This is a genomic window from Sphingomonas sp. GW821-FHT09E03, assembly GCF_059416225.1.
Map to the genome: position 1 here is coordinate 62,785 of NZ_JBWKOS010000001.1, position 22,520 is coordinate 85,304.

A 22,520-nucleotide genomic window follows, 5' to 3' on the forward strand; every position below is an offset into this window, starting at 1 on the left:
AATCAATGCGTTAGGAGGTGTTGTGTAGCGCTTGTGTCAGGGATTGCCGCCATTCGCCCGACCATACGTTCGACGAAGCCATGCCGCGCCGCCGGCTTGAGTACCGAATGCGTGTAGACCTGGAGGGTCATATCGAAGGTACTGTGCCCCAGCAGGATCGCTGTATCGGGTAGCGGCGTGCCCGCCTCGATCATCATGCTAGCATAGAAATGGCGCAGCGCGTGAAAGTGAAACGGCCGCTTCTCGTGGGCAAGCGCAGCCCGATCGAGCAGCCCGGTCCACAGATACTGGATCGTGTTGAGCTGCAAGCGACGGCCCCCGCGGGCGGCGAATATCAGGTTGTCCGGGTTGGCGACGTAGTGCTCAGCCAGCCAGGACCTGAGCAGCTCCGCGACATGCCCGGGCAGCGGTACGTCGCGGATGCCGGCGCGGGTCTTAGGCCCCTTCAGTTCGCGATACTCGGTGAGGTTGCGGCGGATCTCGATCACGCGGCCGTCGAGATCCACATTTTCGATCGCCAGCGCGCCGATCTCCCCGCGTCGTAGCCCGCAGAACGCCGCAAGGTTGATGAACAGGTTGAGCATCGCCGCGGCGCGCTGGTGTCCGCCTGCCGGCCGCACGGCGGCCGTCGCGACTAGATGCTTGACCTCGTCGAGGGTGAATGTGCGGATCGGGTCGCGCTGGAGCCCCCGGAGGTCCCTCAGTGCCGCCGCAATGGGCCGCGTTTTCATGTAGCCGCGCTTGTTGGCCGCGTCCTCGACCATCTTGAAATGCTGGACCTTGGTGCGGGCGCTGTGCGGGTTAAGCAGGCCGCCGGACACGAGGCTGCCGTACAGATCCTCAACGTCCACTTGGCGAAGGTCGCGCATGAGCTTGGCCCCCATGAACGGCACCACCTTAGTTTCGAGCGAAGTGCGCAACGCCTCATAGCGCGAGCGGCCGATCCGGCCGTCGATCACCCTCTGCCACGCCTGCATGAGGAACTCCTCGCACGCTTTGGCGACTGTAATCGTCTGGGTGGCCGCGACGTGCTCCCCGTCTTCGATCTCGCGCTCGACCCGGCGGCGGTAGGCATCAGCCGCCTTCTTCGTGTCGAACTGCTTGCCTCGGTAGGATCCGGTACCGTCGACGTAGCGGACCTGCCAAGCTTCCTTCTGCTGTCCCTTGTGGGTCCAGCGCCGTTTGGTGACGCTCGCCATCAGATTGCTCCTGTCGTTGCAGCTGCCGCTGGCGCCGGGAGGGCGGGGCGCGCAGCGTTGGAATAAGCCGCCGGCTGCGGCGAGGTGAACCGATCAAACATTCGGTCGACGAACGCATGACGCGCCGGCGCACGCACCACCGAATGGGCGTACGTCTGCAGTGTCTCGTCGAAGCTCGAGTGGCCGAGCAGGATAGCAGCGTCGGCGAGCGGCGTTCCTGCTTCGATCATCATGCTGGCGTAGAAGTGGCGCAGCGCGTGAAAGTGGAACGGGCGCATCTCGTGGGCGAGCCCGGCCCGCTTGAGCAAACCGGGCCAAACTTCGTTGATCGAATTCGGGTTCATGGCGCCGCCGCCGCGCCCCGTGAACAGCAATCGCTGGGCATTAGGAACGTGGTGCTGGTCAATCCATGATCTGAGTATCGCTGCCACGTGAGGCGGCAGCGGCACGTCGCGGCTGCCGGCCCGGGTCTTAGGCTTCTTCAACTCGCCGCGGTCCGTCAGGTTGTGACGAACCTCGATGACCCTCTCGTCGAACCTCACCGCGTCGATCGTCAGCGCCGCGATCTCACCGCGCCGCAGGCCACAAAAGGCGGCAATGTTGACGAAGCACGCGAGCCGAGCCGTGACCGCCGCGTGGGCTCCCGGCCGAAGGCGTGGAGCATGGTCAAGCAGCGTCCGGATCTCGTCGACCGTGAAGGTCCTGATCGGCTCGCGCCGCTCCTCTCGCAACTCGCGCATCGCCGCCGCGACCGGGCGGGTGAGGAGGTGCCCGCGCTTGTTCGCCTCGTCCTCGACCAGCCGCAGGTATTCCAGCTGCACCCGCGCGCTGCGCTGGTTCAAGGATCCGCCGCCGAGCAGCGCATCGTGATAATCCTCGACGTCGGCCGCGGTGATCGCCTCCGCGAGCTTGGCCCCGAAATGTCGCGGGACCTTCGTTGTGAAGGCGGACGTGAGAGCCCGGATTCGCCGAGCGCCTATCCGCCCCTCTACCCGGCGCTGATGCGCCAGACAGAGGTAGTCGCTGCAGAGGTCCACGAATGTTTTCGGCGCAGCGGCGGCGGTTCGCTCGCTCTCGATCTGGCGCGCAAATGCCGCCGCCTCCCGCTTGCCGTCGAACTGCTTGCACCGGCTCTTGCCGCCCCGGTCGACGAACCGGACCTGCCACGCCTCTTTCGCAACGCCGTTGTGCGTCCACTTCCGCTTGGTCACGCTGACCATCATTGGCCTCCTTTCGCGCGATAGATTCCGAGCTCGCTGGCGAGCGCGCATAGCTCACCATCGGCTCGGTAGGTTGGGGTTTCTCGCGAGGCGTCGAGCCGCGCGAGGGTCTCGAGATCTACGCCGAGGCGTTCGGCGATCGCCGAAGCACCGACGATGACAGATGCGGGCCGACCGGGTGCGCGACCGGTGCGCCGCGGGCTGGAAGCCGCCGGCATTACCTGTGCCGCCCCCTCCATCTTGGCGAAGTGAGCGGCGAGCGCCGATCGGCGAGCGCAGACTATCGCCCCCTGCTTGAACGTGGGCCAACCGCTCTTGGCAATCTGCCACTTAACCTGGGGGACAGTCAGGCCGACGTGTCCCGCAATAGCGCTCGTCCCGCACAGCAGATCCGCGCCCTTCACGCCGCGGCTCCCGTGCGCCGCGCGCGCCGCTTGGCAGCGCGACGAGCCTTCCTTCCTAAGGCCTCGCAGCGCCGCCCGCCTTGTATTTTTCAAGGCGCGCAGTTCATCCGCGTGAGCGCTGCACCTCGCCCCAAGATCATCATATCGCTGTGCCACCTCCGTGAGGTCGGCCCTCGACAGATTGTTCAGCGGAACAGTTACCAATGCACCCTGGCGGCGGACCATATACGCGTCTCTCAAATGCCGATATTGACCCAGGTCGGATGCAAAGTCGGCGCGAAGCGTTGCCCAATCGATCGTTTGCGGATTGAGCGGCCGACCTGCCAGCTCGCATTGTGCGATAGTGGCTAGAGCCGCATCGGCCATCGTATTTCCGATGATCATGCCGCCCTCCGATCATCGTTCAAGAGTTCGGCCAGACGCGTTATACCCTTGGGCGTCACCAGCACCTGCCAGTAGCTCCGCGAGGCGCTACCCCGCTCGCCTTCAACGGTGACCAACTTTTGCTCCAGCAATCCGGCATCGACTTTCGTCTGATAGGCTAGGACGCGGCCATCCGGTGGGCGCCGATATGTCCAGCTGTGGCTGCGCAGCCACTCGTGCAGCGCCTTTGGTCCGACCGCCAGAGCCTTCGCCGCCGCCGTGATGTTCATGCTACCTTCCGATCGCGCGATGCGATCGAGCGCTCCGGCTTTCGGCGCCAGTGTTGCATTCTCGTCGACCAACTCGGCGGCCCGATGTTCGAGGGCCATGACCTTTTCCGAATAGTCGAGGAGCAGCCCTCGAAGCGCAGCCGGGTCGTTGAGGATCGCCGGCGCGCCGCCATAGCCGCCGGTGCGCCGAAGCGTTGGGATCACGTCGCCGGTGATCCATTTGCGGAAGCGGTAGGGAGCGGTGCCGGGGGTCATGGCATCGCGACAGCGCAGGGCGAGCGTATAGACCCCGGCCTCTGAAAGAGCCGTCACTTCCTGGGCGCCGCCGGGGGTGTCGGAGATTACGACACCCTTCTCGTCCTGGTCGAGCTTGGCAACCGCGTCGCGGGCGTTCGCAAGCCCCAAGGCGTCGCAAACGTCTTTAGCGATGAACCAAGCCTGCCCGTCGCGCTCCACTGCGCGCACGGGTTTAGTGTCGAACTGGAATGGTGTGATCGCGTTCATGGGGATCTCCATGAGAAGGCCCCGCCGCGCGGCTATCGTGCGGCGGGGCAGGTTTTAGGCGGACGGCGCCGCCAGCGTCAGCAGGTCATTTGAAAGCAGCCTCGCCAGCCGTGCCAGACCTTCGGCGGCTTCTCCCGCCTCGGCCGTTTCCGATTCGCGGAGCAAGGCTGCCGCCATCATCGCTGCCAACGCAGCTATGTGACCGGCGTCATCGCCGAGCTGGGCGAGTGCCATGGGTTGCACGGCGGTCATGGCCGCTTGCCCCAGGAAAGGGGCTCGGTAGGCCGCAGAATGTAACAGGTGGTGCCCCGATAGTGGTGCTGGTCGCATCGGGTCGTCTGAATGCGGAAACGATGGCGCCGCAGCAGATCAGGGTCGCCGGCCTCATCATCCTCAGACCGGCCAGTTGGATCTAGATAGAACCCCTGCGCCTCGTGGTGCTCTGGATAGGCATGTTCGCCGGGATCAGAGAGGGGGCAGCCGGGAGTCGCGCTGTCGCTTTCGCAGGTCGGTTGAACCTCATCTTCCGCGCCGCCGGTGTCCTCGTCACCGTCTTCAAAGTCTGGATCGCCATCGTCGCCGTCGAGCATATCGATCAGGCGATCGACCGCCTCCTCGACCTCGTCACGTTCGAATGCGTCGACGAGCCTCAGGAACTGCTCGACCCGGCGGTTTGGCACAACGCTCTGAGCCTCAAGCATGAGGCACCGCCTTTCCCGCGTGGCTCGCCATGCGGTCCAGATCGTTGATGATCGCGAGCAGGCACCCTTCGCCGCCGCGGCGTTCTACGACCATGATCCGGATCTTGGTGGTGAGATCGTCGAGGTTGTTCGCCGGCGAGGCGATTACACTATCTACCGCACCGCCCCAATGCATGAACGCGGCTTCGGTCGACATGAGATCGTCCAGCGCAGCTTCCCGAGCGTTCCAGTAGCGGACGGCGGCGGCACCAAACTCGATCTGCGGGGCAAGGTCAGTATCCGTGCTCCACGCGAGGCTTTCAGCATCAACCATGCCGCACCTCACCTGCCAGAGCCGCGTGGATACGATCGAGTGTGGCGGCGGCGGGCAAGCTGCCTGCGCGCAACTGGGGAACGAGCCGGGTGCTGCCGGTGACGCTACGAGCGAAAGTGCTGGGGGAGATGTCGTGCTCGTCGAGGTGATCTTCCACCGCGCGCAGCAGGCGGGCGGCTGGCGTCAGCGCTGGACGCGGGGGAACCTGCCGAGAGGGCGGATTCGAAGTGAACCGATACATGGCGTTCTCACTGGTTTCGGCTTTCTACGGCCGTTCCAGGTGGCGGACCTGGAGCCGGGGGGTAGAAACCTGCCAGTGAGACAGGCCGGCGGCTTTTAAGCTTTCGCTCTGGACATGGCGCACCGCCCCCGGCCATATAAGGCCAAGGTCGAGGCCACGCCGCCAAGCGTGCTCGCTCTGAGCCCCGCCAAGGGCTCTGTTCGGCACCCAATCCCGCGCCAACGGGAAGGCTGCCTATCACTGGTCCGGGTTTCTACGCCCACGGGTCAGATGCACCGTTAACTGTCTGAGCGCAAGTCCTCCTCCGCCAAGGGGAGGCTTCCGCGCGTCTGCACCTCCGAATGTTCGGAAGTAGATCGCGCGTCGCGCTGGACTCTCTCGCCATCGGTAATCAATCTGCTCGAATGGCAGTCGTCACCTTCTCCGGCCAAGGGCCGTTGCCGCGCAGCGAGTATATGGATCAAGCTGCCCGCCACAGCTGGACCGTCTATGGCCGTCCCGCAGATAACGTAGACTGCCTAGTTGTCGGTGAAGGCGCGTCTGCAGCCCGTATCGCAGCGGCGAAAAAGCTTGGTATCAAGGTCATCAGCTACGACGATTGGGCGGAAGTGATGATAACAGGCGAAGTCTGAAGCGCCCTGCGCGGCCCTGAGCTGGCAACGGTGCGGCCAATATCCTCTGCAATATCGAGGCGTCTTGCCTTCGCTGTTAAGCAGGTGATCTTGGTCGCCGCATTGAATGAATAGTCAGATCAATTAGCGCGCCCGTTCGCGCTTGGTTTCGAGCCGCGGCCCCCGGGGTAGGTTGGCAGCGTCTATGCCCCCGTACTCGGAGCCGTGTTGCAACATGAACACCCATCTGCGCCAGCGGCTTGATCCGGCAGGCGCAGCGGGTAGCCTGAGGCAATGTCGAGCAAACCTCCACTCCGCCGCCGCATTTATCTAACGCTTTGGGGCTGGCCGATCGTGGGCCGCCCGCTCCAAGCTTGGGATCGGCGGCGGAACGCATACCATTTCGAGCAGCTCGGCATGGACGCTGGTGAATTCGTCCTTGAGGATCCGCGCCGCCTGAAGCGCGCCACAGACAGTCAGCTGCACGCGCTGCTGACGGGGAAGAACATCACGCCCGCTGAGCGCATCAGCTTGGATCGCGAATTGCGGCGGCGAGAGGCATGGGCAGCGCCGGCGGGGCGCGCTTACTGGATCAGCGCCGCCGCGCTCCTGATAGCCGCCGGTTCGCTCATCGTTAGCGTCCTCAAGTCGAGCGGCTGACAGTCTTCACGCCAAACCGCTCCAGTCAGTAACAATTAGGCGGTAATTTCTTCTAATGATCGATTCGCTTCGCTACGCGCGCCAGCGCAAACAACGTTCCGTCACGCCCAGCGCCACCGCAGCCGCAGTTTCGGGTTACGACCCGCGGCCATTCACATCGAAACAATTGCGGGAGTGGCCGGCACCCTACCTCATCTTCGCGCAAGGCACACTCGCCCGGCTCACCCCCTTTAACCAGGCGGCCGTTTTGGCCGAGGTCGAGCGCCGCAAAGCATGGGACGCTCCCGCCGCCGCCTCGGCGGTACTGGCAACTTTGGCCCTGATCATTTCAGTTATAGCGTTAGGAGTGACGATCGCCCGCCCGCCCGCTTCGTCGCCTACATCCGCGTCCTGCGCCGCTCAGTGAGGGGTCACCGCGACCGGGGCGGCGCGTGCACGTGCATTTGGCCCACCGCATCGCATGAATCGGTGACGATCAGGGGGGCGCTTCAAACCAGTGCCTGCCATCAATCGCGCACTGGGTCGGCCATGCAGGGCAGCACGGTCTAACAGAGCGGGTCAGGTCAGTTCGTATAGAACGATAGGCCGCCCTTGATTGTCGCGCTGGATCAACTGCCAGCGGCCAAATAGCGCAGCACCCTGTCCAGCAACGGCAGCGCTCGCCCCCACCTCGAATGCTACACGGCTGCCGAGCCGTCCGGCCGGTACGGCAGCCACGTACACTTTGCCGCCGGCGATGGTGATGGCACCGCGACCAAACCTTGCGGCTGGTGTAAATTCGCCACTGGACAGATCAACCAACACTTCGACTGGTCCAAGGCTGATACCCGACCATGCCCCTTCGTCGTCGCTCAATGCTACGGCTTCGAATACCCACTTGGGGTCATTTGCCTTGAGGATGATGGCGAACCGGTTGCCCCCCTGCTCAACGACCCAAAAGTCAGTCGCATGGCTGTGAGGGTCAAGCGAACGGAAGTAGCCGAGAGGCGCCTCAGGGCCGAGCGCAACAGGAGCGATTTTCGAGGCGGGGTGAAATGTTGGCATCGTCAAAGGCTATGGCGGCAGTTCGGGATAGTCCAGCGCCTCAGTAGCATCTACGGGCGGAGCACGAACATCCAGGACCAAGCAAGCGAGCCGACAAGCGCCGCCGCAGTTAGCATCATGCTTATCCTCATGGCCCACGCGGCGAGGGTCATCGCCCGATCGTTCGCCAGCCATGCCGTTTCATAATTTTGGGCCATCTCTGCCATGCTGTGGTGCATCGGCCGCTGCCCTATGATGTCCGCCGCCCATTGACTCGGCGCATTGCCCCGAAACTTCCAAGCAGTAGGACGTGCGCTCCACAGGGACAGGCATGCGGCGACTGCAAGCGTCGTTGCGACCGCGACGATCGCGATCGAAACCTTGCCACCCAGGCTTGCCACCGCGCCCAACATCGCTCCGATCGCGGCGACGAGCAGGCCCGAGTACGTCAGTGCGCGCTGGTCGGCCGCGATCGCCGCCGTCATCTGGCCGTCGAGCAGGGACTCGGCTTCACGGAGGATTTCGGCCAGCATCTCTGCCGAAGCTGATTCGTAGAGGTTGTCGCTCATGAGTTCCCCTTTCACGCTTATGCCCGGCCACGGCGGCGGCACGCGCAATAATCCCGGCGTACAACGTCCGACTCCTAGTCCGCCGCCAACTCCGGCACCTTCGCCTCGTCCGACACCAACACCCCCCGCTCGGCCGCAACATCCCGGACGTTGAACCGGCGCTAGCATCGAGCACGTTCCCGTGGTGGGGCAACGTTTGCGCGCGGCAGGGCGCAACATCCCCTGACACGTGTCCGACAATCAGCTGGCGCCGAGTCCCCGATGTCTACTCGCTTAGAAGCGCCGCCGCCCAAGAGCGGCGGTGCACGGCTGTAGCGGCTCTGCTGAAGGCTGACCACGAGCGGCGCTGCCGGAGCACTTCCAAGCAGCTATACGGCATCGTGTATCGGCTACATGATCCCTGCTTGCCGTCTCCATTTGCCGGCAGGCTAGTCGTCCGTTTCTTTACTTACAAATTCGGCCAACGTGAGTTCATCGCCGTGCTCGTCATCCATGACCAGCGACCAGCGCGAAAAGCTTAGCCAGCTGTTCCCTAGGTCGCCTGTCAAGGTGCGCCCTGTATTGATGTTTACCGCGATCCATCCCCGGTACTGATCAGTGGGTGCGCATACTATCGCCTCGTCCCCGCGAACCAGGAACTGTCCTCGCGTTGGGTAGGACAGGGCGCTCTCGGTGAGCGACGTCGGGTCTACACGGACGTGCACGTCATCAAGGACGACAGCAGGAGTTTGGTACGGCAGCTCATGCAAGCCGATATCCGGCTTGCCGCTGGTCGTCATGAATAAGGCTTTCTGCCGAAATCCGTCATCCAGCGGTTCGTTAGTTTGGATACATTGAAACAGCCAATTTCCGTCGCGGTAGGCGGGCACCAAGTAGAAGCGGCCGACCTCCATCCGGTTTGCGGGTACAACACCAACTAGCCCCCGGATCATTGGCCATCCTTTCCGCCATTTTGATGTTGCTCAACACCGAGACGATTAGCAGCGCCGGCCACCGTTGCCTCGACACTCGGCCGCGCCGCCAGGATCAGCACCAAGGTGGCGATGGCGAGTGTGACTACCCAAGCCACCACGTTCGTCAGGAGCGCCGACCCGAAGCCAGTCCGGTCCGTCACATGCGACTTCAGCTGGCCGACAGCACTATCGATAGCCGTTAGCACAGCGGACTGCTGAAGCTCCGGAGTTGCTTCGGTGAAAGCCCGATCTACGACGCCCGTTAGAAGCTGCTTGGCCGCAGCGCGGTAGGAGTTGACGGTGGTTGCCGAAGGATTGCGAGCTTCGCCGCCGGCGATCGTTCCGACAGCAGCCTCTTCGCGGATCGCCTGCTTGAACAACGCATAGGCAATCAAACCCACGACATCAGGCTCATCTTCGCTCGCGTCTACGAAATTCTCGAAGGCGCGGCTGTACGGTTTGCCCGGTCGGTCAACGGGATGGGCAGTGGCATCGCTCACCTTTTGTCCGGCGACCGACTCAGGGCCCGGTTCATGATGTCGGCGCGCACCGTCGCTACCCGCTCGCCATTCGGCAAGCCGAACGAGCTATGAGGAGAGCGCGTCGCTGATTTGGTATGAACGAAGCCGCCCGTGGTGGCAGAATGGAAGGCGCTGCCCTTGGAGGTGCCTTTGGTTTTCTTGAACGCCATGACATCGAGCATAAGCATTCACCGCGACATCAACAATGGCCCCATAAACGGCTCGTCGAAGGGCGTACGGTGTGCGGCTATGCTGGCCGCCCGGACGCCTGCCTCGAGGGCCAAGCAGTTCCGGTTCTGCTTAAGGAGCGGCAATGCGCGGCGGCATTGGTGTGGCCGCGCTCCTAGATCGCGCAGAGCGGGTGAGCACCTCTGTGGTTGTTGTGTAATCGCTACATAACACTTGTAGTCGCTAATGGCTGTGTGTAGAGAATACACATCGGGAGGCCGAAATGCGAAGCGCGGAAGTCATCAAGCGAATCATCAAGGCCGGTTGGGTCGAGGTTCGTCAGACCGGCTCGCACAAGCAGTTTCGCCACCCGACGTTGCCCGGCACGGTAACCGTTCCCCATCCCAAGTCGGAGATGGCGATCGGCACCCTGAAGAGCATCGAAAAGCAAAGCGGGGTGCGGCTTCGGTGAGCCGCCTCCGTCGTGACACTCCTTTACGCCCCGAAAGGATCCTGCGTCATGGCCACCGTCTATTATCCGGCTGTCATTGAACGAGCCGGCGGCAGCTACAGCGTATTCTTCCCCGACCTACCCGGCTGCACCTCGGCCGGCGACACTGTGCAGGAGGCGGCGCTCGGCGCCGAGGAAGCGCTGTCCGGTCACCTCGCCGTGTCGATCGAGCACGGCGATGCGCTGCCCGATCCATCGGATCTCGATGCGTTGGAGCACGATCCGGAGGTCGCCGAGGTCGCGCGTATCCTCGTGCGCGGCGAGCGACCCGGGCGTGCTGTTCGAGTGCAGGTTTCAATGGACGAGGGCTTGCTGGCCCGGATCGATCGGGTTGCAAAAAACCGATCGGGCTTCTTGGCGGATGCCGCAAAGGCAAAGCTTGCGGCTATGGCTTGACGGCGCGGCTGCGCGTGCCGGCTAGACTATCGGGCGATGCTCATCGGCGGTGATGCCCCGTCCATGAGCATCGCCCCCCACGCCTGAAATACTACGCGCCGGCGTAGCATCTGCGTAGCGCGATTATAGGCCGCCTCGATCCGGTCCTTGGCAATATGCCCAAGGGCCTGATCGATGAACGCCCGATCGGCTGGCCGCCGTTCGTTCATGATCGTCGAGAAGGTAGCTCGCCAGCCGTGAGGTACGTGTCGCCCCGCGAACCGAGACTGCGCGTACAGGCGGTTGATCGATGACTCGCTGATCGGAGCCGCAGCCGCCGTCGCAAAGACGAAGCGGTCCGATCGCGCGATCGATCGTGCGGCGCGCAGCACTTCGATTGCTTCCACGGAAAGCGGGATGGCGTGTGAATTCGCCGCGTCCGCCTTCTTCGCCGCGGTCAGTTTCATCTTCGCCGCTGGGATGCGCCACACAGGCAGGAGGGGCCCCATGAACCCGCCGACCAGATCGACGCCCTCCAGCTCGTGCCACTCGGCAAGGCGAACACATGCAAGACGCGTCGCCGTAAGTGCGAGGAACCGGGAGGCCAGCTTGACCGCCGGCGCCGCCTCCAAGACATCGCAGGCAGTGATAAGCTGCTGCGCGTCGTCGAGGTCGAGCAGCGCAGATTGCCGACGCGATCCCATCGATGGGGCGAGCGCCTTCCTGACGATAGCAGCCGGATCGGTCGTCGCCTTGCCCTCAGACATCGCTAGGGTGAACACGGCGGAGATGCGCTGCCGCAGGCGCCTGGCGGTCTCATGGCGACCGCGGCGCTCGACCGCGCGCAGGACCTCCAACACTGCCGGTGCATCGATCGAGACCAGCGCCGCGGCGCCGATCGCCGGGAACACGTCACGTTCGAAGCTGGTAAGGATCTCGGCCGCATGAACGTCTGTCCAGCGGGGCCGCTGGTGAACGTGCCACGCCCGCGCCATCGTCTCGAAGGTCAGGACGTGCATAGCCGCCTGCGCCGACGCCTCGCGCTTGGCGGCGCCGGGGTCGACGCCCTGGCGAAGGACCTGTCTCGCATCGTCGCGAAGCGCGCGAGCATCGTTGAGCGACACGTCGGGGAAGGTGCCGAAGGTCAGCAGCCGTTCCTTGCCGCCGAAGCGGTACTTCATCCTCCATGAGCGCAGGCCGGTAGGCGCCACGAACAGGTACAGTCCCCCCGCATCGGCCATCTTGTAGGCACGATCGCGCGGGCCGGCGGCCTTCACCTGGGCAAGAGTGAGCATCCAGCGTCTCCTATGGAGTTGGGGGAACAGGCCTCAACGACAGATGCCGGAGGCGAAAACAGTCCGGGCGGCGGAGACTACCTCCGCCGCCCGTCTCGAATTAATGGCGGATTTCCGAGCTTACATACTCAGGACGGCACGCAGTACCCCGACCTGTACCCCCACCTATGTCCCTGAATTTAGAGTAACAGCGAGAACCTTAGGCACGGGCGCGATGGCCGATTGGCAGTCTGAGCTTTCGAATACCCCTTAAGGGCGCTGGCGAACCACCCGAAGAAGTACCGGTAGATCCGCATCGTCGGCATGCTGGTTCACAGTGGGCTGTGAGGCTAACGCGGCCTCGGCGCACTGTGACGAAGCGACGCGACTCAGCCTTGACACGCTGCACCTCAAAATGACTAATCAAGCGAAATTGGAGGGGAGCAGGCTTGGCAGAAAATGGATCGGCGGGCGCCGAGGACCTTCTTGTCAGCCCCGCATTTTGGGAAAGCGGGCAAGCGCTCGGATTTCCCGTGCGCTTCGACCTGGTCCTAAGACACCTGCGACAGGATATGCGCGACGACTGGTATTTTGACTGCCTTCAATACAATGACCTCTTCAACGAGCCACGGGAAGCCAAGAGGATCATCATCTCCTTGCTTCAAGAGTGGAACGGCGCTTACCGAGGGACGCGCAGCACCGTTCGAAATATTCCGAAGAAGGGGTACGGCGAGCGTTATGGCTTGGAGACCGATTTCTTCGATCGCTTCGTATATCAGGCGATCTGCAGCTTCCTTATCCCTTATTATGATAAACTTCTAGGTCATCGCGTCCTAAGCTACCGATACGATCAAAAGCCACAGAACCCAAAATACCTGTTCAAACCAAAGATCGCTCGGTGGTTCGTCTTTGAGGGCGTAACGTTCACCTTTGCTAGATCGGGGAAGCACCTGCTTGTTACTGATCTGAGCAATTTTTTCGAAAACATTTCACGTACCCACCTCGTGTCCGAACTCGAAGGCGCCTTGCCATCGATCGAGGGGACGGGCCCAGAAAAGCTGCAAATACGAAACGCTATCACTACACTTGACCGGCTGCTTGAGCAGTGGACCTTCAGTGGCAGCCACGGGCTTCCGCAAAACCGGGATGCCTCGTCTTTCCTGTCTAACGTCTTGTTGTCGTCGGTTGATCGCGGGATGGCCGCTAAGGGGTATGATTACTACAGGTACGTGGACGATATTCGAGTAATTGCCGAATCCGACGTCCACGCCCGGCGCGGCCTCCAGGACTTAATTCGGCAGCTGCGCTCGGTCGGCATGAACATCAACGCCAGCAAGACGGAAATATTGCCACCCGACGCTTCTAAAGAGCAGATCTCTAAGGCCTTCCCGTCGCAGGACAGCAGAACTACAGCTATCAATTACATGTGGCAGTCACGAAGCCGCCGCATTGTTACGCGCTCGGTTACTTACATTTTCGAAATGCTGAACGAGTGCATTGCATCCGGAGAGACTCAGTCACGGCAGTTTCGCTTCGCCGTAAGCCGCGTTGCCCAAATAGTCGAATCCGGACTATTTGACATAAGCGACGCCCTATCGACGGCCATGTTGGATACGCTCACCCGATCCCTCTCCGGGGAGGCGGTATCAACCGATCAGTACTGCCGGCTGATCTCGATACTCGATAAGGACGGGCGGTGCCTCCGGGCTCTGGAATCCTTCCTCCTGGAGGAGGAGGGTGCTATTCATGACTGGCAGAACTATCACATCTGGCTGCTGCTGGCTGCGCGCAAGCACCGGTCCGATGCTCTCGTGGCGCTAGCCGGCCGCAAGCTCGAGGAGGACATGGGGTCGGGCGAAGCTGCCGCCATTCTCATTTGGCTCCGCTGCGTAGGCGAGGCTTCTCTTATCGAGTGGTCGCTACAAAAGTTCACTGCTTCACTTCCCTATCAAAACGCACGCTATCTACTCATCGCCGCTTCGGCACTTCCTCAAGCCAAGCAACAGCCGCTGTACGGCCGCGTCCCGACAAGCTTGAGGGGCACCGGCTCGCGCGCAGCTGAGCACGGAAACGAGGATGGCCTGCCGTTCGCTGCGCGCGAGCGGCCCGACCTACTTAATTTGGTCGATGAGGTCAGCGGGTATGATTGACGTCGTATCGAAGCTACTCGTCTTTACCAAGGACTTCACCGGACGAGGTGGGGATCGCTTCTACTGGTTAGACGGTGGCCAACTTGCCGAGACGAGTGCTGCCCATGTCGTCGCTTTTCAAGGCATTGTCGTTTGCCACGACTTCTGGATGATCCGCGATGTCATACACGACCATACCAACGACTTACCCGAACGCGTCGTAGACCTTGACGAGTTCCGCGTCTCGATCAGTGGCAATCCAGAGGATCGGACTCGGCGCGAGGCAGTTGATGTCTCTGCTTTCCTTGAGCCGTATGGCGCAAGATCCTTGGCATGTGCCAACTATCGGCGGATGTTTAACAAGGGGATGCCGTTCGACGTGGCTATCGCCGGAGAGGTCGCATCTGCAATGGCAAGGATGTATCTCGCATTGTGCGCAGATGCATTCGCCAACGATGAGATTGAGCGCTTCTTTGCGGTCGAGGTCCCTGTCGGCCGACTGCTTCAGAAGGCGATGTCGGCCGGCATACCTATCGACGCCACCACGCTGTCTGAAAAACGGAAGCAAGCAGAACACGACTACTTCTTCTGCTTAAAGACCTACTCGGACAAACATGATATGCCGCTTGAGACGCCTTCCAAGGACGATCTCGAGCAGAAGCTCCTCGGTCTTAACCTTGACCTTAGTGGAGTATCCACCGAGTACGTTTTGGAGTTCGTGCCGGAAGGAAACAACTTCGGTCTCGACACGATTGCACTCCGAGACTTCGATGAAGCCAAGCGAGTATTGTCATCGCTCGCCTTATCAAGCGGCCGAACAAGGCCAATCATCGACGTCTTTGGTTCACGGACCTCTCGCATTCATCTACGCAGCCCCTCGCTTCAGAATATCTCAAAGAAGTACAGGTCAATCGTGACAGCCCGTGATGGCGCGGCACTGGGTTACGTGGACTATGATCAGTACGAGGTTGGGATCATGGCAGCCCTTTCAGGCGATTCAGAGTTGGCGGCGCTTTACGCCGCAGGCGATATGTACGACCTGTTCGCGACGAGCCATCTCGGGCTTAAGGACAATCGGAGGGCTGCCAAGCAGCTCTTCCTGTCCTACGCTTACGGGATGAGCCGGCAGGCGCTGATCGACGCCGCTGAAACGCTCGGAGCTAATCGCCAGAAAGCGAAAGCCGCTTTTAACATCTTCACTCGCTATGAGGAATGGAAGAAGAGCATCTGCCTCACGTTCCAGAGTCAGGGACGTATTTCCACGATGCTTGGAAATCACTTCCGGCGGACTGGAGCGGGCCAGCTCTCCGGAAAGGAGCGGCGCTCGGTGGTCAGTCAAGTCGTGCAGGGCACCGCGTCCCTGATCTTTAAACGAGCCCTGCTTGAAACTGGCAAGCTCGACGATGTGACTATTCTGCTGCCTATGCATGATGCACTCCTGTTCGAGCACAGGCTGGCAGAAACGCCCGGAAAAGTGGTGGAGGCTTTCGAAAAAGTCATGACCGAGCAGCTGCAAGGAACGGTCAACGGCAAGGCTTCGATAGGCGAGTTCGCATCGAACTGAACGGCTTAGATACCTTTGTTGAGGGCCTGTCCGTGGCAAGCTGACCGGAACTAATCGCTGCTTTCCGCCGATGGCCTGGCGGCTGCGAGCCGCTAACCAACCAGACGCCGCGTGCGCTCGACGGCCTGATGGGACTGGTCAATTTCGAAGTGCGCGCATCGCCGCACTTGCTTCAGGTGATATCGCCGCGCGTCGTCTACCAGCCGCAGCGCTCAGTGACGTTCGCATTTCGATCTATCAACTTTCGCTGTCGTGAGGCGCGGTGTGGACGCGCTCAGCCACTCCCTCCTGCGCCTGACAAGCGCTCGGTGGGCAGATCCAAAGGCGTAATAATAAGGCGTAATGAATTGGCGACATGATACACTTGCGCGAGCCGAGCCATTGGCCCCCGTATAGCGCCGTATTTCCGGGGAGGACCCAACGGGGCGGGGGGAGGTCGACACGATCCGGGCCTGATCGGTCCGCCTCGGCCTGACCGCAGGGTTCCCGACCCTCGAAATACGCCTCAGGTGAGAGGGTTAGCCGCCACCTTTTGAGTACTCTCACCTGGCTCAGTCGAGCCGGCCTTTGCTACATCCCTGACATCGCTCCACGGATCGCCGCCCGCCGCTGCACGAGAGAAAAGGCGCCCGCACCGGCAGCGGCTTCAGCGAGCACCGCATCGAGCGTCCTCACGCCGTCAATCATGCCTCGCTCAGCGGCCCTCGCAGAGCTGAAGCGGTGCCCCTTGCCGTGCACCTCGGCCACTTGAGCGAGGGGCAGACCGCGACCACGCGCGATGGCCCGGCGGAATGCGTCGTTCACGGCGGCCACTTCCGCCTCGATCTCTGAGCGGTCCGCGTCGGAGAGCGGGGCGTGCGGGTGGGCAGCAATCTTGTCTTGGCTCGACGCGACGAGCGTCGTCCTCATGCCGATCTTCGCTTCGAACCCGGACACGTCGACGTGAGCAGCCCGGACGCCCACGCATCCGACCTGGGCACTCGTGCTCGCGTAATAGGCGGAGGCCTGACAGCCGATCCAATGAGCTGCCGAGAAGCTGCAAGGGCTGGCCACGGCAATGACCGGCTTAGCTTGGCGGGCGAGGTAGACGGCGTCCGCGGCCTCCATCGTCCCGAACACCATACCGCCCTCACTCATGATCGGTACGATGATCGCCGAGACGGTTGGATCTTTGGCGGCGGCGAGCACCTGGTCAGCAAACCGCTCGGTTGATGTGCCGCCGTAGCTGCCCTTGGGTGAGAGCGGCCCCATGAGTGCCACCACCAAGGCGCTGCCATACCTCACCTTCTCGCCCGCCGCATATGCCATGGGGCTCGGCAAGCCCGCCACCTTGGCTAGTCCAGGCGGGAGGATAGCTCCGATTGCTGCCCGCTCCTGTAACCCTGCCAAAGCTGACGCCTCCATGGCCCACAGGCAGCTCGTGCCAATTGCTTCCATCTCATATCCCTACCTTCTGTGGGCGCCGCCGAGCCGGCGCCCATGTCTCTCGCCCCTGGTCACCCCTTCGCGGTCACGCCCTGCAGGAACGCTTCGATGCGTTCGCTCATGTGGCCGAGTTGCTCGGACCGACCATGGCTATCCATCCGAAGCAGACACTCGGTGTGGGGGCTAAGCACACTGTCGGCGCCTTGCGAGTGGTAGGAAGTCAGGTTGATGTTTTCGCCTACCTCGAGAACGGCCATGCCGAACGGCTCTCCCAAGGTTCTGCTGATTGCCAGCATAGGTTCGAGCACTTCATCGCGCAGAGCGAGGAACCGCAGCTTAAACTCGGCCGCCAGCGCCGCATGGCCAGCCCATAGCAGCGCCCGCTCTGCGGCTTGTTGCTCGCGGGTGAGCTGCTCAACGAGGCGCTCACCAGCGGCAATCGGGGAAGCCAGCTTGCCGGCAGCATCCTCCAACAGGCGGACGCGGGCCTTTCGTGCGATGTCCTCGCGATCGACGGCGGCGTGGCTGGCGACAAGAGCATCGAGATCGGAGCCGTCGAGGTCAGCCTGGGGATCGTTGGCGAGAGCGTCCGCAAGAGCTGCGCCGGCATCGTCGTCACGAGCGGCGATCGTCACCTTCTCTTGGTCGATACGGTCCTGCAAAGATGAGAGCCGATCGCGGAGGCTTTCCAATTTCGCCTGGGCCGCAGCGATTGGCTCGGCCGTCCCCTGATGCGCCTTTGCAAGTGCCGCCAGCTGTCGCCGAGTTGCCAAGTTGGTGATCGCGTTCATCGTTTTTCTTCCTTGTTGCTAGGGGTGTTCAGCGGGGGGGAATCCCGCTGCCGAAGTGGTTGAGGACGATCGGAGCCGCCGGCCGGTCTGCGATCACGGCGCGGGCTGCTGTTGAGCGCTGCTCATGTTCATCGCGTCCAGCACGGCCGGATTGACGCCCATCCGAATGTAGTCTGCTCGCGTAGGCTTGCGGCCCGGCCGATCGCTGCCGCCAGCGACGGGGTTCGGGCGGGTAGGATCATCGCCGCCGCCGAGGCCGTGCGCCTTCAGGATCTCACGAGCATCAGCTGGGGTGCATCGCTCTGCGCCGGCATCATAGGTTGGTGGATTGCTGGCGAGGTCGGCGAGCGCCCGAACCGATCCGCGCTCTCTCAGCCTCCCGCGCCAGAGGTCTTTCACCTCGGTGAGGATGAGCGGCACGATCTTGCTTGGATGGTCCGCCGACGATCGCGCCGCACGAACGCCTCTATCGAGCAGATCCGCGGGAATGCCCTTGAGTGCGTCGGCCGCGGCGGCAAGCCATTCAGTCCGTGCGCCGCCGGTCATCCCGGCGCCGGCCGTGAGCGCTAGCGCGGGTGTCAGCTTGATCATGATCGTTCCGGGGTCTGTGGGCTCGAGCCGCGCATTGGCCGCCGCCAGCGCCACTGGCAGGATCGACCTCAACTCAGGTGTGAGAGCATGGGCGGCAGCGTCGGCATCACCCTTATCGAGGAAGTAGCAGGCACGAGAGCCGATCGCGGCGGCACAGGCGCTGCGCGGATCGGCATGCGTCATCGCTCCCGCGCCAGCCGGCGCGAGGTGCACGAGGTCACCCATGGTAGTCTCCTATGGTTGTTGGCGGGCCATCATCGCCGCCGCGTCTCGAGCAGCGCGGACGGTGGGGAATTCATTTGTGTCCGCGGCGGATCGGCGGCGGCTCCTGCGCACCCACACTCGCCAGGTGGCGGGCCAATCGACCTTGCGACCGCTCGCGCCTGGCTGAGCGACCCAATAATCCCGGAAGTTGTCCGCCTCGCGAACAGCGTCGGCGGTACTCCAGCCACGATCGGCCGCCGCCCACTCGATCCAATCCAGCGGCACCACGAAGTCGGGCGCGAGCCGCGAACCTCGGGCGTCACCCCCTGAGCGGCTAGAGAGAGAAGGCGTAGCCTTCTTCTCTCTAATGGTGCTTCCTTGTGCTTTGGGTGCCAATATGACGGGTGTGGGCGCCATATTGTCGCGCGTCATATTGGCGCACGTCATATTGGCGGGTGAGCCTGCGGGAGGTGCGCCAGTGTCGGGCGCCAGAGTGACGGGCCTCAGCTTGCCGCCGGGGTGCACCGTGTACAGGGCGCCGTGCCGCAGCTGCCGCCGGCTTACGTGTCCCTCGGTAATGAGGACCCGCATTCCGCGTTGAACCGAACGCTCTGACAGGCACGTCCAGTCGCATAGCCCGATGGCGCCTTCCCGGCCCCGGAGAGGTGGCCATGCCTGGGCGGGGCGGTCAGCGTCGTCCGGTTCCCTTGCCATATCGCAGAGTGCCATCAGCACCGCCTTGGCGCTGGCGTCCATGATCAGCGGCCGGGCCGCCCGCGTAAGAGCATTGCTCATGCATCAGGACCTCGCGGGTGAACGTAGAAGAGCGCAGGTTCGCCCAAGGCGCGGCGGCTGACATGGCCCTCGGCGATCAGCTCATCCACGGCTCTCCGGGCAGTGTCGAGCGGAACGCCCAACATCTGCGCCAGCAAGGCGAGCGGGAGCGCAGCTCGGCCGGCCGGGTTTGCGGCGGCGGCCAGTGCGAGAAGCGCGTGGCGGTTAACTCGCGGCCCCGCCTCGCTGACGAGAGCCGCGCTGACGAGGTCACGCGACGCTGCGCCTTGTGACCGGCCATGAGGCCGCGGGCGATCATGCGGCCACAGCCGGCGATCTGCTCCGACGCGCTCAGCCACGGGCAGCCTGCATAAGCATTGTGGCCATTCTTCCGTTCGGAAGCCGGAAGCGGCTGATGATGCCTCGCTCCTCAAGGCCAGCTAGCGCCCGTCTCGCGGGCCGGTACTCGGCGCGCGCGCGCAGTGCGAGCAGCGTCACCGTCAGGTGGCACTGGCGATCAGGACCGGTCGCATTTGCGATCACGTCGACCAGCCGGCGGCGCAGCTCGCTTCGCTCAGCCGCTGTCCGATCCGTCTTGATCCACGGAAGCAGCCCTTCGGCCGTGTGGACGCGATCCGGCCGCTGGGGGCGATCGTCACCAATAGTGCCGTAGCTGCGCGCACGAGGCCGCCGGCGATCGCCGGGGGAGGATCCAGTATCCGGCTCCATTACTGTGCTGCCACTTGACCACGTGCCGCCGCCTCCTGCGCGGCGAAATGCGCCGCGAGGGTGGAGCGCCGGGCGCAAACCGTCCGCCCCATCTTGAAGGTCGGGAGATCGCCCTTGTCATGAAGGTGCTGGACCTGCCGCGCGCCCAAGCCAATGGCTTTGCCGATGGCTTCGAGCCCGTACAGGAGGTCGGTATCGAGCAGCTGGGACGTGTCGCCCATGTGTAACTCCTTGCGCTAGCTGTTGTGTCATGGGCGCGCCGTGCGCCAGTTGAGAACGGCGGATTTCCGCCGTTTTCTGTTGATCGCCATTGATCTCGCGACGACATAGAAAAGGCCCGCCGAAGCGGGCCGAAAATGGCGGTTTTCTGCGGGTTTGAGCCGTCTATTTGTTGGTTGGCATAGACTTTCCAGCCGTATCCCTGGAATGACGTGGTGCGGCCTTCGAACAGCGAAACAGCGTCGCCCTGGTCGCCGATATCGTCATCGAAGTCGTCGTAATCGTCGAGCCGGCCGCGTGAGAACGGCCGCGCGCGAAAGTTCGGGCCGGTCGGCCAAAGGAAATGCCAGTCGCAGCCGCGGAACTGCTTGAGGTAGATGTTGTCGGCGCTGGCCGTATCGAGCTGCCGCTCGGCGACGTCCTCACACTCCTCGAGCAGCTTGTTGATCTGCGTCGTGACGTAAGAAGCGGTCAGCTCGCGGGTCGGCGCGTAGAACGCCATGTCCGCAGGATCGTAGATGACCGAGTGAACCTGCCAGTTGTTGCCGACCTCTGACTTGCCCATCTGACTTGGGCCCATCACCGCAATGATGGAATAGGGGCTGGCCATCGACAGGTTGTTGGTCGGCTCGACCAGGTGCTGCATCGGCTCGGGGCTGTCCTTCCACGGCCCGCTATATGCTCCAGGGTTGCGCAGGTGACGGTGACGGTTTGCCGCCTCGATCGGCGTGATCTTCTCCGGGAACCGGATCTCACGAAAGCCGCGGCGGATCGTCTCGCGCGCGTCGGCGAACTTGGGCGGCTCGCGCGTCTGCTGCATCAGCAGCGACAGGGCGCCAAGCCTGGGGTGCGGTGACGGGGCGCTAGCCGTCGAGGGATTCAACATCGGCGTCCAGTGCTTTCACGAACGCGACCAGCTTCTCGGCGAGCAGCTCGTCGATCGCGATCTCGACGTCGCGCTCGAGCCCGAACTTGCGGCGGATGGTGGCGCCGATCGCCTGCAGCTGTCGGCGAAGCTCGATCACCGCGTTGACGGTTTCGCTCTCGATCTCGGCAACGCGGCAGAGCTCGCCGATGGACTGGCGGTAGGCGAGCTCCGCCTCGCCGGCGCGATATTCCTCATAACGTTGCTTGCCGGTCAGCAGCAGGCCGTCGTCGTCGCCGGCGTCGCCGAGCATCTGCAGCCGAAGTTCGGCGAGCTGCTGCTGCCGGGCATTGTCGATGCCGTCGCCAGCTCCACGCTGGCGGTACCAAGCGAGCGCGGCCTCGGCTGCAATCTTGTAGCCGACGCCGCGGCGCCCGCGCGCGAGCAGCCAGTCGGCCTCGGCCGGTGCCTGCTTCAGATGGTTACGCATCGTCTCGGGCGTCACGCCGCAGAGCGCGGCGAATTCGTCCAGGCTGACGATCAGCTCGTTGGCTTTACGCTTTCGGGGCGCGGCGCGCGGCGTCGCTGTTCTCGCCATGGCACCTCCAGCGCCAGATCAGCGGCCCGCCGGCAGATCCAAAGGCGTAATAATAAGGCGTAGTGAGTTCGCGACACAGTAAACTCGCGCGCGTCGAGCCATTGCCCCCCGTATAGCGCCCGATTTTCCGGGAGGACCCAACGGGGGGCGGGGGCGGGGTGGCGAGCCAATGCTGCTGAGCCGTAAAGGGTGGTTCGGGCCAAGCATCGTCGAGCGTCTACTTAGCCTGTGTTAACCAATCGCTGGCAGAATAGTAAGACGACGACCGAGGTACCCATGCACCCCCTGACTGCTCTACATCAGGAACTTAGACAGCTAATCGGCCAGCTTGCTGCCGAGACAGCAAAGCCGGCAGCGGACATGAGCACGGTCACAGCCATTCGCATGAAGCTCACACAAGCCAGTCGGCGGCGGGCTACGCTGATTGAGGAGGCTATGCTGGAGGCCAGGCGCAGTGAAACGCGAGAGGACCACGCAGCTTTAGAGAGGGTCGTGATGAGCTTGCGAGAGGCTCGGCTCGCATCCGGTACACACATCGGCAAGTGGACGGTTCGCGCGATCGAGAGCGATTGGCAGGGATATTGCCGTGACTCGGCTAATGTTCGATCGTCCATGCTGAGGCAGCTTGATCTCGAAGCGTCGGTGCTCAAGACATGGCTTTCGAGGCGCGTCTAGGTAGGCTCAGTAGCTAGCTATGCGGAAACTACGGTACTGATCGCAAGCCTATCGGT

The 22,520-nt window shown here is 63.0% G+C and carries 25 protein-coding genes; 7 read left to right on the forward strand and 18 right to left on the reverse strand.

Annotation, left to right across the window (positions count from 1 at the left end; translation table 11 throughout):
* Window positions 1–2: 2 nt before the first annotated feature.
* The 7 genes from AC07M8_RS00340 to AC07M8_RS00370 are packed head-to-tail and all read right to left on the reverse strand — an operon-like array spanning window position 3 to window position 4,994.
* Window positions 3–1,199: a site-specific integrase gene (locus tag AC07M8_RS00340; RefSeq protein ID WP_495172479.1), complete on the reverse strand. Its 1,197-nt coding sequence runs from the start codon at window positions 1,197–1,199 to the stop codon at window positions 3–5.
* The gene (locus AC07M8_RS00345; RefSeq protein ID WP_495172480.1) at window positions 1,199–2,419 is read right to left on the reverse strand and encodes a tyrosine-type recombinase/integrase; all 1,221 of its coding nucleotides are present in this window, start codon (window positions 2,417–2,419) and stop codon (window positions 1,199–1,201) included. The genes AC07M8_RS00340 and AC07M8_RS00345 overlap by 1 nt, the downstream gene beginning before the upstream one ends.
* A complete protein-coding gene (locus AC07M8_RS00350; RefSeq protein WP_495172481.1) occupies window positions 2,419–3,207 on the reverse strand; it encodes a hypothetical protein in 789 nt (262 codons plus the stop codon). Before AC07M8_RS00350 ends, AC07M8_RS00345 begins: the two co-directional genes overlap by 1 nt.
* Window positions 3,204–3,980 (reverse strand): phage antirepressor KilAC domain-containing protein, encoded by a 777-nt coding sequence (locus AC07M8_RS00355; RefSeq protein WP_495172482.1) that lies wholly within the window; start codon window positions 3,978–3,980, stop codon window positions 3,204–3,206. Before AC07M8_RS00355 ends, AC07M8_RS00350 begins: the two co-directional genes overlap by 4 nt.
* Window positions 3,981–4,034: 54 nt before the next feature.
* Window positions 4,035–4,232: a hypothetical protein gene (locus AC07M8_RS00360; protein ID WP_495172483.1), complete on the reverse strand. Its 198-nt coding sequence runs from the start codon at window positions 4,230–4,232 to the stop codon at window positions 4,035–4,037.
* Window positions 4,229–4,681, reverse strand: a complete 453-nt coding sequence (locus tag AC07M8_RS00365; protein WP_495172484.1) for a hypothetical protein — start codon at window positions 4,679–4,681, stop codon at window positions 4,229–4,231. The genes AC07M8_RS00360 and AC07M8_RS00365 overlap by 4 nt, the downstream gene beginning before the upstream one ends.
* A complete protein-coding gene (locus tag AC07M8_RS00370; RefSeq protein ID WP_495172485.1) occupies window positions 4,674–4,994 on the reverse strand; it encodes a hypothetical protein in 321 nt (106 codons plus the stop codon). The genes AC07M8_RS00365 and AC07M8_RS00370 overlap by 8 nt, the downstream gene beginning before the upstream one ends.
* A 645-nt stretch (window positions 4,995–5,639) precedes the next feature.
* Here AC07M8_RS00370 and AC07M8_RS00375 point away from each other — a divergent pair.
* The 3 genes from AC07M8_RS00375 to AC07M8_RS00385 all read left to right on the forward strand — a co-directional run bounded on the left by AC07M8_RS00375 (window position 5,640) and on the right by AC07M8_RS00385 (window position 6,912).
* Entirely contained in the window at window positions 5,640–5,867 is a 228-nt protein-coding gene (locus AC07M8_RS00375) for a BRCT domain-containing protein (protein WP_495172486.1), read from the forward strand.
* A gap of 273 nt (window positions 5,868–6,140) precedes the next feature.
* Complete coding sequence (locus AC07M8_RS00380; protein WP_495172487.1) at window positions 6,141–6,506, forward strand: hypothetical protein; 366 nt, start codon at window positions 6,141–6,143, stop codon at window positions 6,504–6,506.
* Window positions 6,507–6,561: 55 nt separating this feature from the next.
* On the forward strand, window positions 6,562–6,912 hold the full coding sequence (locus tag AC07M8_RS00385; RefSeq protein ID WP_495172488.1) for a hypothetical protein: 351 nt from the start codon (window positions 6,562–6,564) through the stop codon (window positions 6,910–6,912).
* 152 nt (window positions 6,913–7,064) lie between these two features.
* Here AC07M8_RS00385 and AC07M8_RS00390 read toward each other — a convergent pair whose 3' ends face one another.
* The 5 genes from AC07M8_RS00390 to AC07M8_RS00410 all read right to left on the reverse strand — a co-directional run bounded on the left by AC07M8_RS00390 (window position 7,065) and on the right by AC07M8_RS00410 (window position 9,754).
* Complete coding sequence (locus AC07M8_RS00390) at window positions 7,065–7,550, reverse strand: hypothetical protein (protein ID WP_495172489.1); 486 nt, start codon at window positions 7,548–7,550, stop codon at window positions 7,065–7,067.
* Window positions 7,551–7,600: 50 nt separating this feature from the next.
* On the reverse strand, window positions 7,601–8,098 hold the full coding sequence (locus AC07M8_RS00395; RefSeq protein WP_495172490.1) for a hypothetical protein: 498 nt from the start codon (window positions 8,096–8,098) through the stop codon (window positions 7,601–7,603).
* Window positions 8,099–8,526: 428 nt separating this feature from the next.
* Window positions 8,527–9,030, reverse strand: a complete 504-nt coding sequence (locus tag AC07M8_RS00400; RefSeq protein ID WP_495172491.1) for a hypothetical protein — start codon at window positions 9,028–9,030, stop codon at window positions 8,527–8,529.
* Window positions 9,027–9,551: a hypothetical protein gene (locus tag AC07M8_RS00405; protein WP_495172492.1), complete on the reverse strand. Its 525-nt coding sequence runs from the start codon at window positions 9,549–9,551 to the stop codon at window positions 9,027–9,029. Before AC07M8_RS00405 ends, AC07M8_RS00400 begins: the two co-directional genes overlap by 4 nt.
* Window positions 9,548–9,754: a hypothetical protein gene (locus AC07M8_RS00410; protein ID WP_495172493.1), complete on the reverse strand. Its 207-nt coding sequence runs from the start codon at window positions 9,752–9,754 to the stop codon at window positions 9,548–9,550. The genes AC07M8_RS00405 and AC07M8_RS00410 overlap by 4 nt, the downstream gene beginning before the upstream one ends.
* A gap of 269 nt (window positions 9,755–10,023) precedes the next feature.
* Here AC07M8_RS00410 and AC07M8_RS00415 point away from each other — a divergent pair, with 269 nt between their 5' ends.
* Both AC07M8_RS00415 and AC07M8_RS00420 read left to right on the forward strand, forming a co-directional pair.
* Complete coding sequence (locus AC07M8_RS00415) at window positions 10,024–10,212, forward strand: type II toxin-antitoxin system HicA family toxin (protein WP_495172494.1); 189 nt, start codon at window positions 10,024–10,026, stop codon at window positions 10,210–10,212.
* 48 nt (window positions 10,213–10,260) lie between these two features.
* Window positions 10,261–10,647 (forward strand): type II toxin-antitoxin system HicB family antitoxin, encoded by a 387-nt coding sequence (locus tag AC07M8_RS00420; RefSeq protein WP_495172495.1) that lies wholly within the window; start codon window positions 10,261–10,263, stop codon window positions 10,645–10,647.
* A 26-nt stretch (window positions 10,648–10,673) separates the two neighbouring features.
* Here AC07M8_RS00420 and AC07M8_RS00425 read toward each other — a convergent pair whose 3' ends face one another.
* Window positions 10,674–11,921 carry a tyrosine-type recombinase/integrase gene (locus tag AC07M8_RS00425; protein WP_495172496.1) on the reverse strand — a complete coding sequence of 416 codons (1,248 nt, stop codon included), beginning with the start codon at window positions 11,919–11,921 and terminating at the stop codon, window positions 10,674–10,676.
* 428 nt (window positions 11,922–12,349) lie between these two features.
* Between AC07M8_RS00425 and AC07M8_RS00430 the strand changes: the two genes are divergently transcribed.
* A complete protein-coding gene (locus tag AC07M8_RS00430) occupies window positions 12,350–14,050 on the forward strand; it encodes an RNA-directed DNA polymerase (protein WP_495172497.1) in 1,701 nt (566 codons plus the stop codon).
* Window positions 14,043–15,593 carry a DNA polymerase gene (locus AC07M8_RS00435; RefSeq protein WP_495172498.1) on the forward strand — a complete coding sequence of 517 codons (1,551 nt, stop codon included), beginning with the start codon at window positions 14,043–14,045 and terminating at the stop codon, window positions 15,591–15,593. The genes AC07M8_RS00430 and AC07M8_RS00435 overlap by 8 nt, the downstream gene beginning before the upstream one ends.
* Window positions 15,594–16,163: 570 nt before the next feature.
* On the opposite strand, the gene AC07M8_RS00440 is transcribed toward AC07M8_RS00435, so the two are convergent.
* From AC07M8_RS00440 to AC07M8_RS00460, 5 genes are all read right to left on the reverse strand, one after another.
* Window positions 16,164–16,901, reverse strand: coding sequence for a S49 family peptidase (locus tag AC07M8_RS00440; protein ID WP_495172499.1), 738 nt, complete (start codon window positions 16,899–16,901; stop codon window positions 16,164–16,166).
* 188 nt (window positions 16,902–17,089) lie between these two features.
* A complete protein-coding gene (locus AC07M8_RS00445; RefSeq protein WP_495172500.1) occupies window positions 17,090–17,809 on the reverse strand; it encodes a hypothetical protein in 720 nt (239 codons plus the stop codon).
* Between the two features lie 93 nt (window positions 17,810–17,902).
* The gene (locus AC07M8_RS00450) at window positions 17,903–18,625 is read right to left on the reverse strand and encodes a hypothetical protein (RefSeq protein WP_495172501.1); all 723 of its coding nucleotides are present in this window, start codon (window positions 18,623–18,625) and stop codon (window positions 17,903–17,905) included.
* A gap of 1,408 nt (window positions 18,626–20,033) precedes the next feature.
* Window positions 20,034–21,146 (reverse strand): phage terminase large subunit family protein, encoded by a 1,113-nt coding sequence (locus AC07M8_RS00455; protein WP_495172502.1) that lies wholly within the window; start codon window positions 21,144–21,146, stop codon window positions 20,034–20,036.
* Between the two features lie 43 nt (window positions 21,147–21,189).
* Complete coding sequence (locus tag AC07M8_RS00460; protein WP_495172503.1) at window positions 21,190–21,789, reverse strand: hypothetical protein; 600 nt, start codon at window positions 21,787–21,789, stop codon at window positions 21,190–21,192.
* Between the last annotated feature and the right edge of the window lie 731 nt (window positions 21,790–22,520).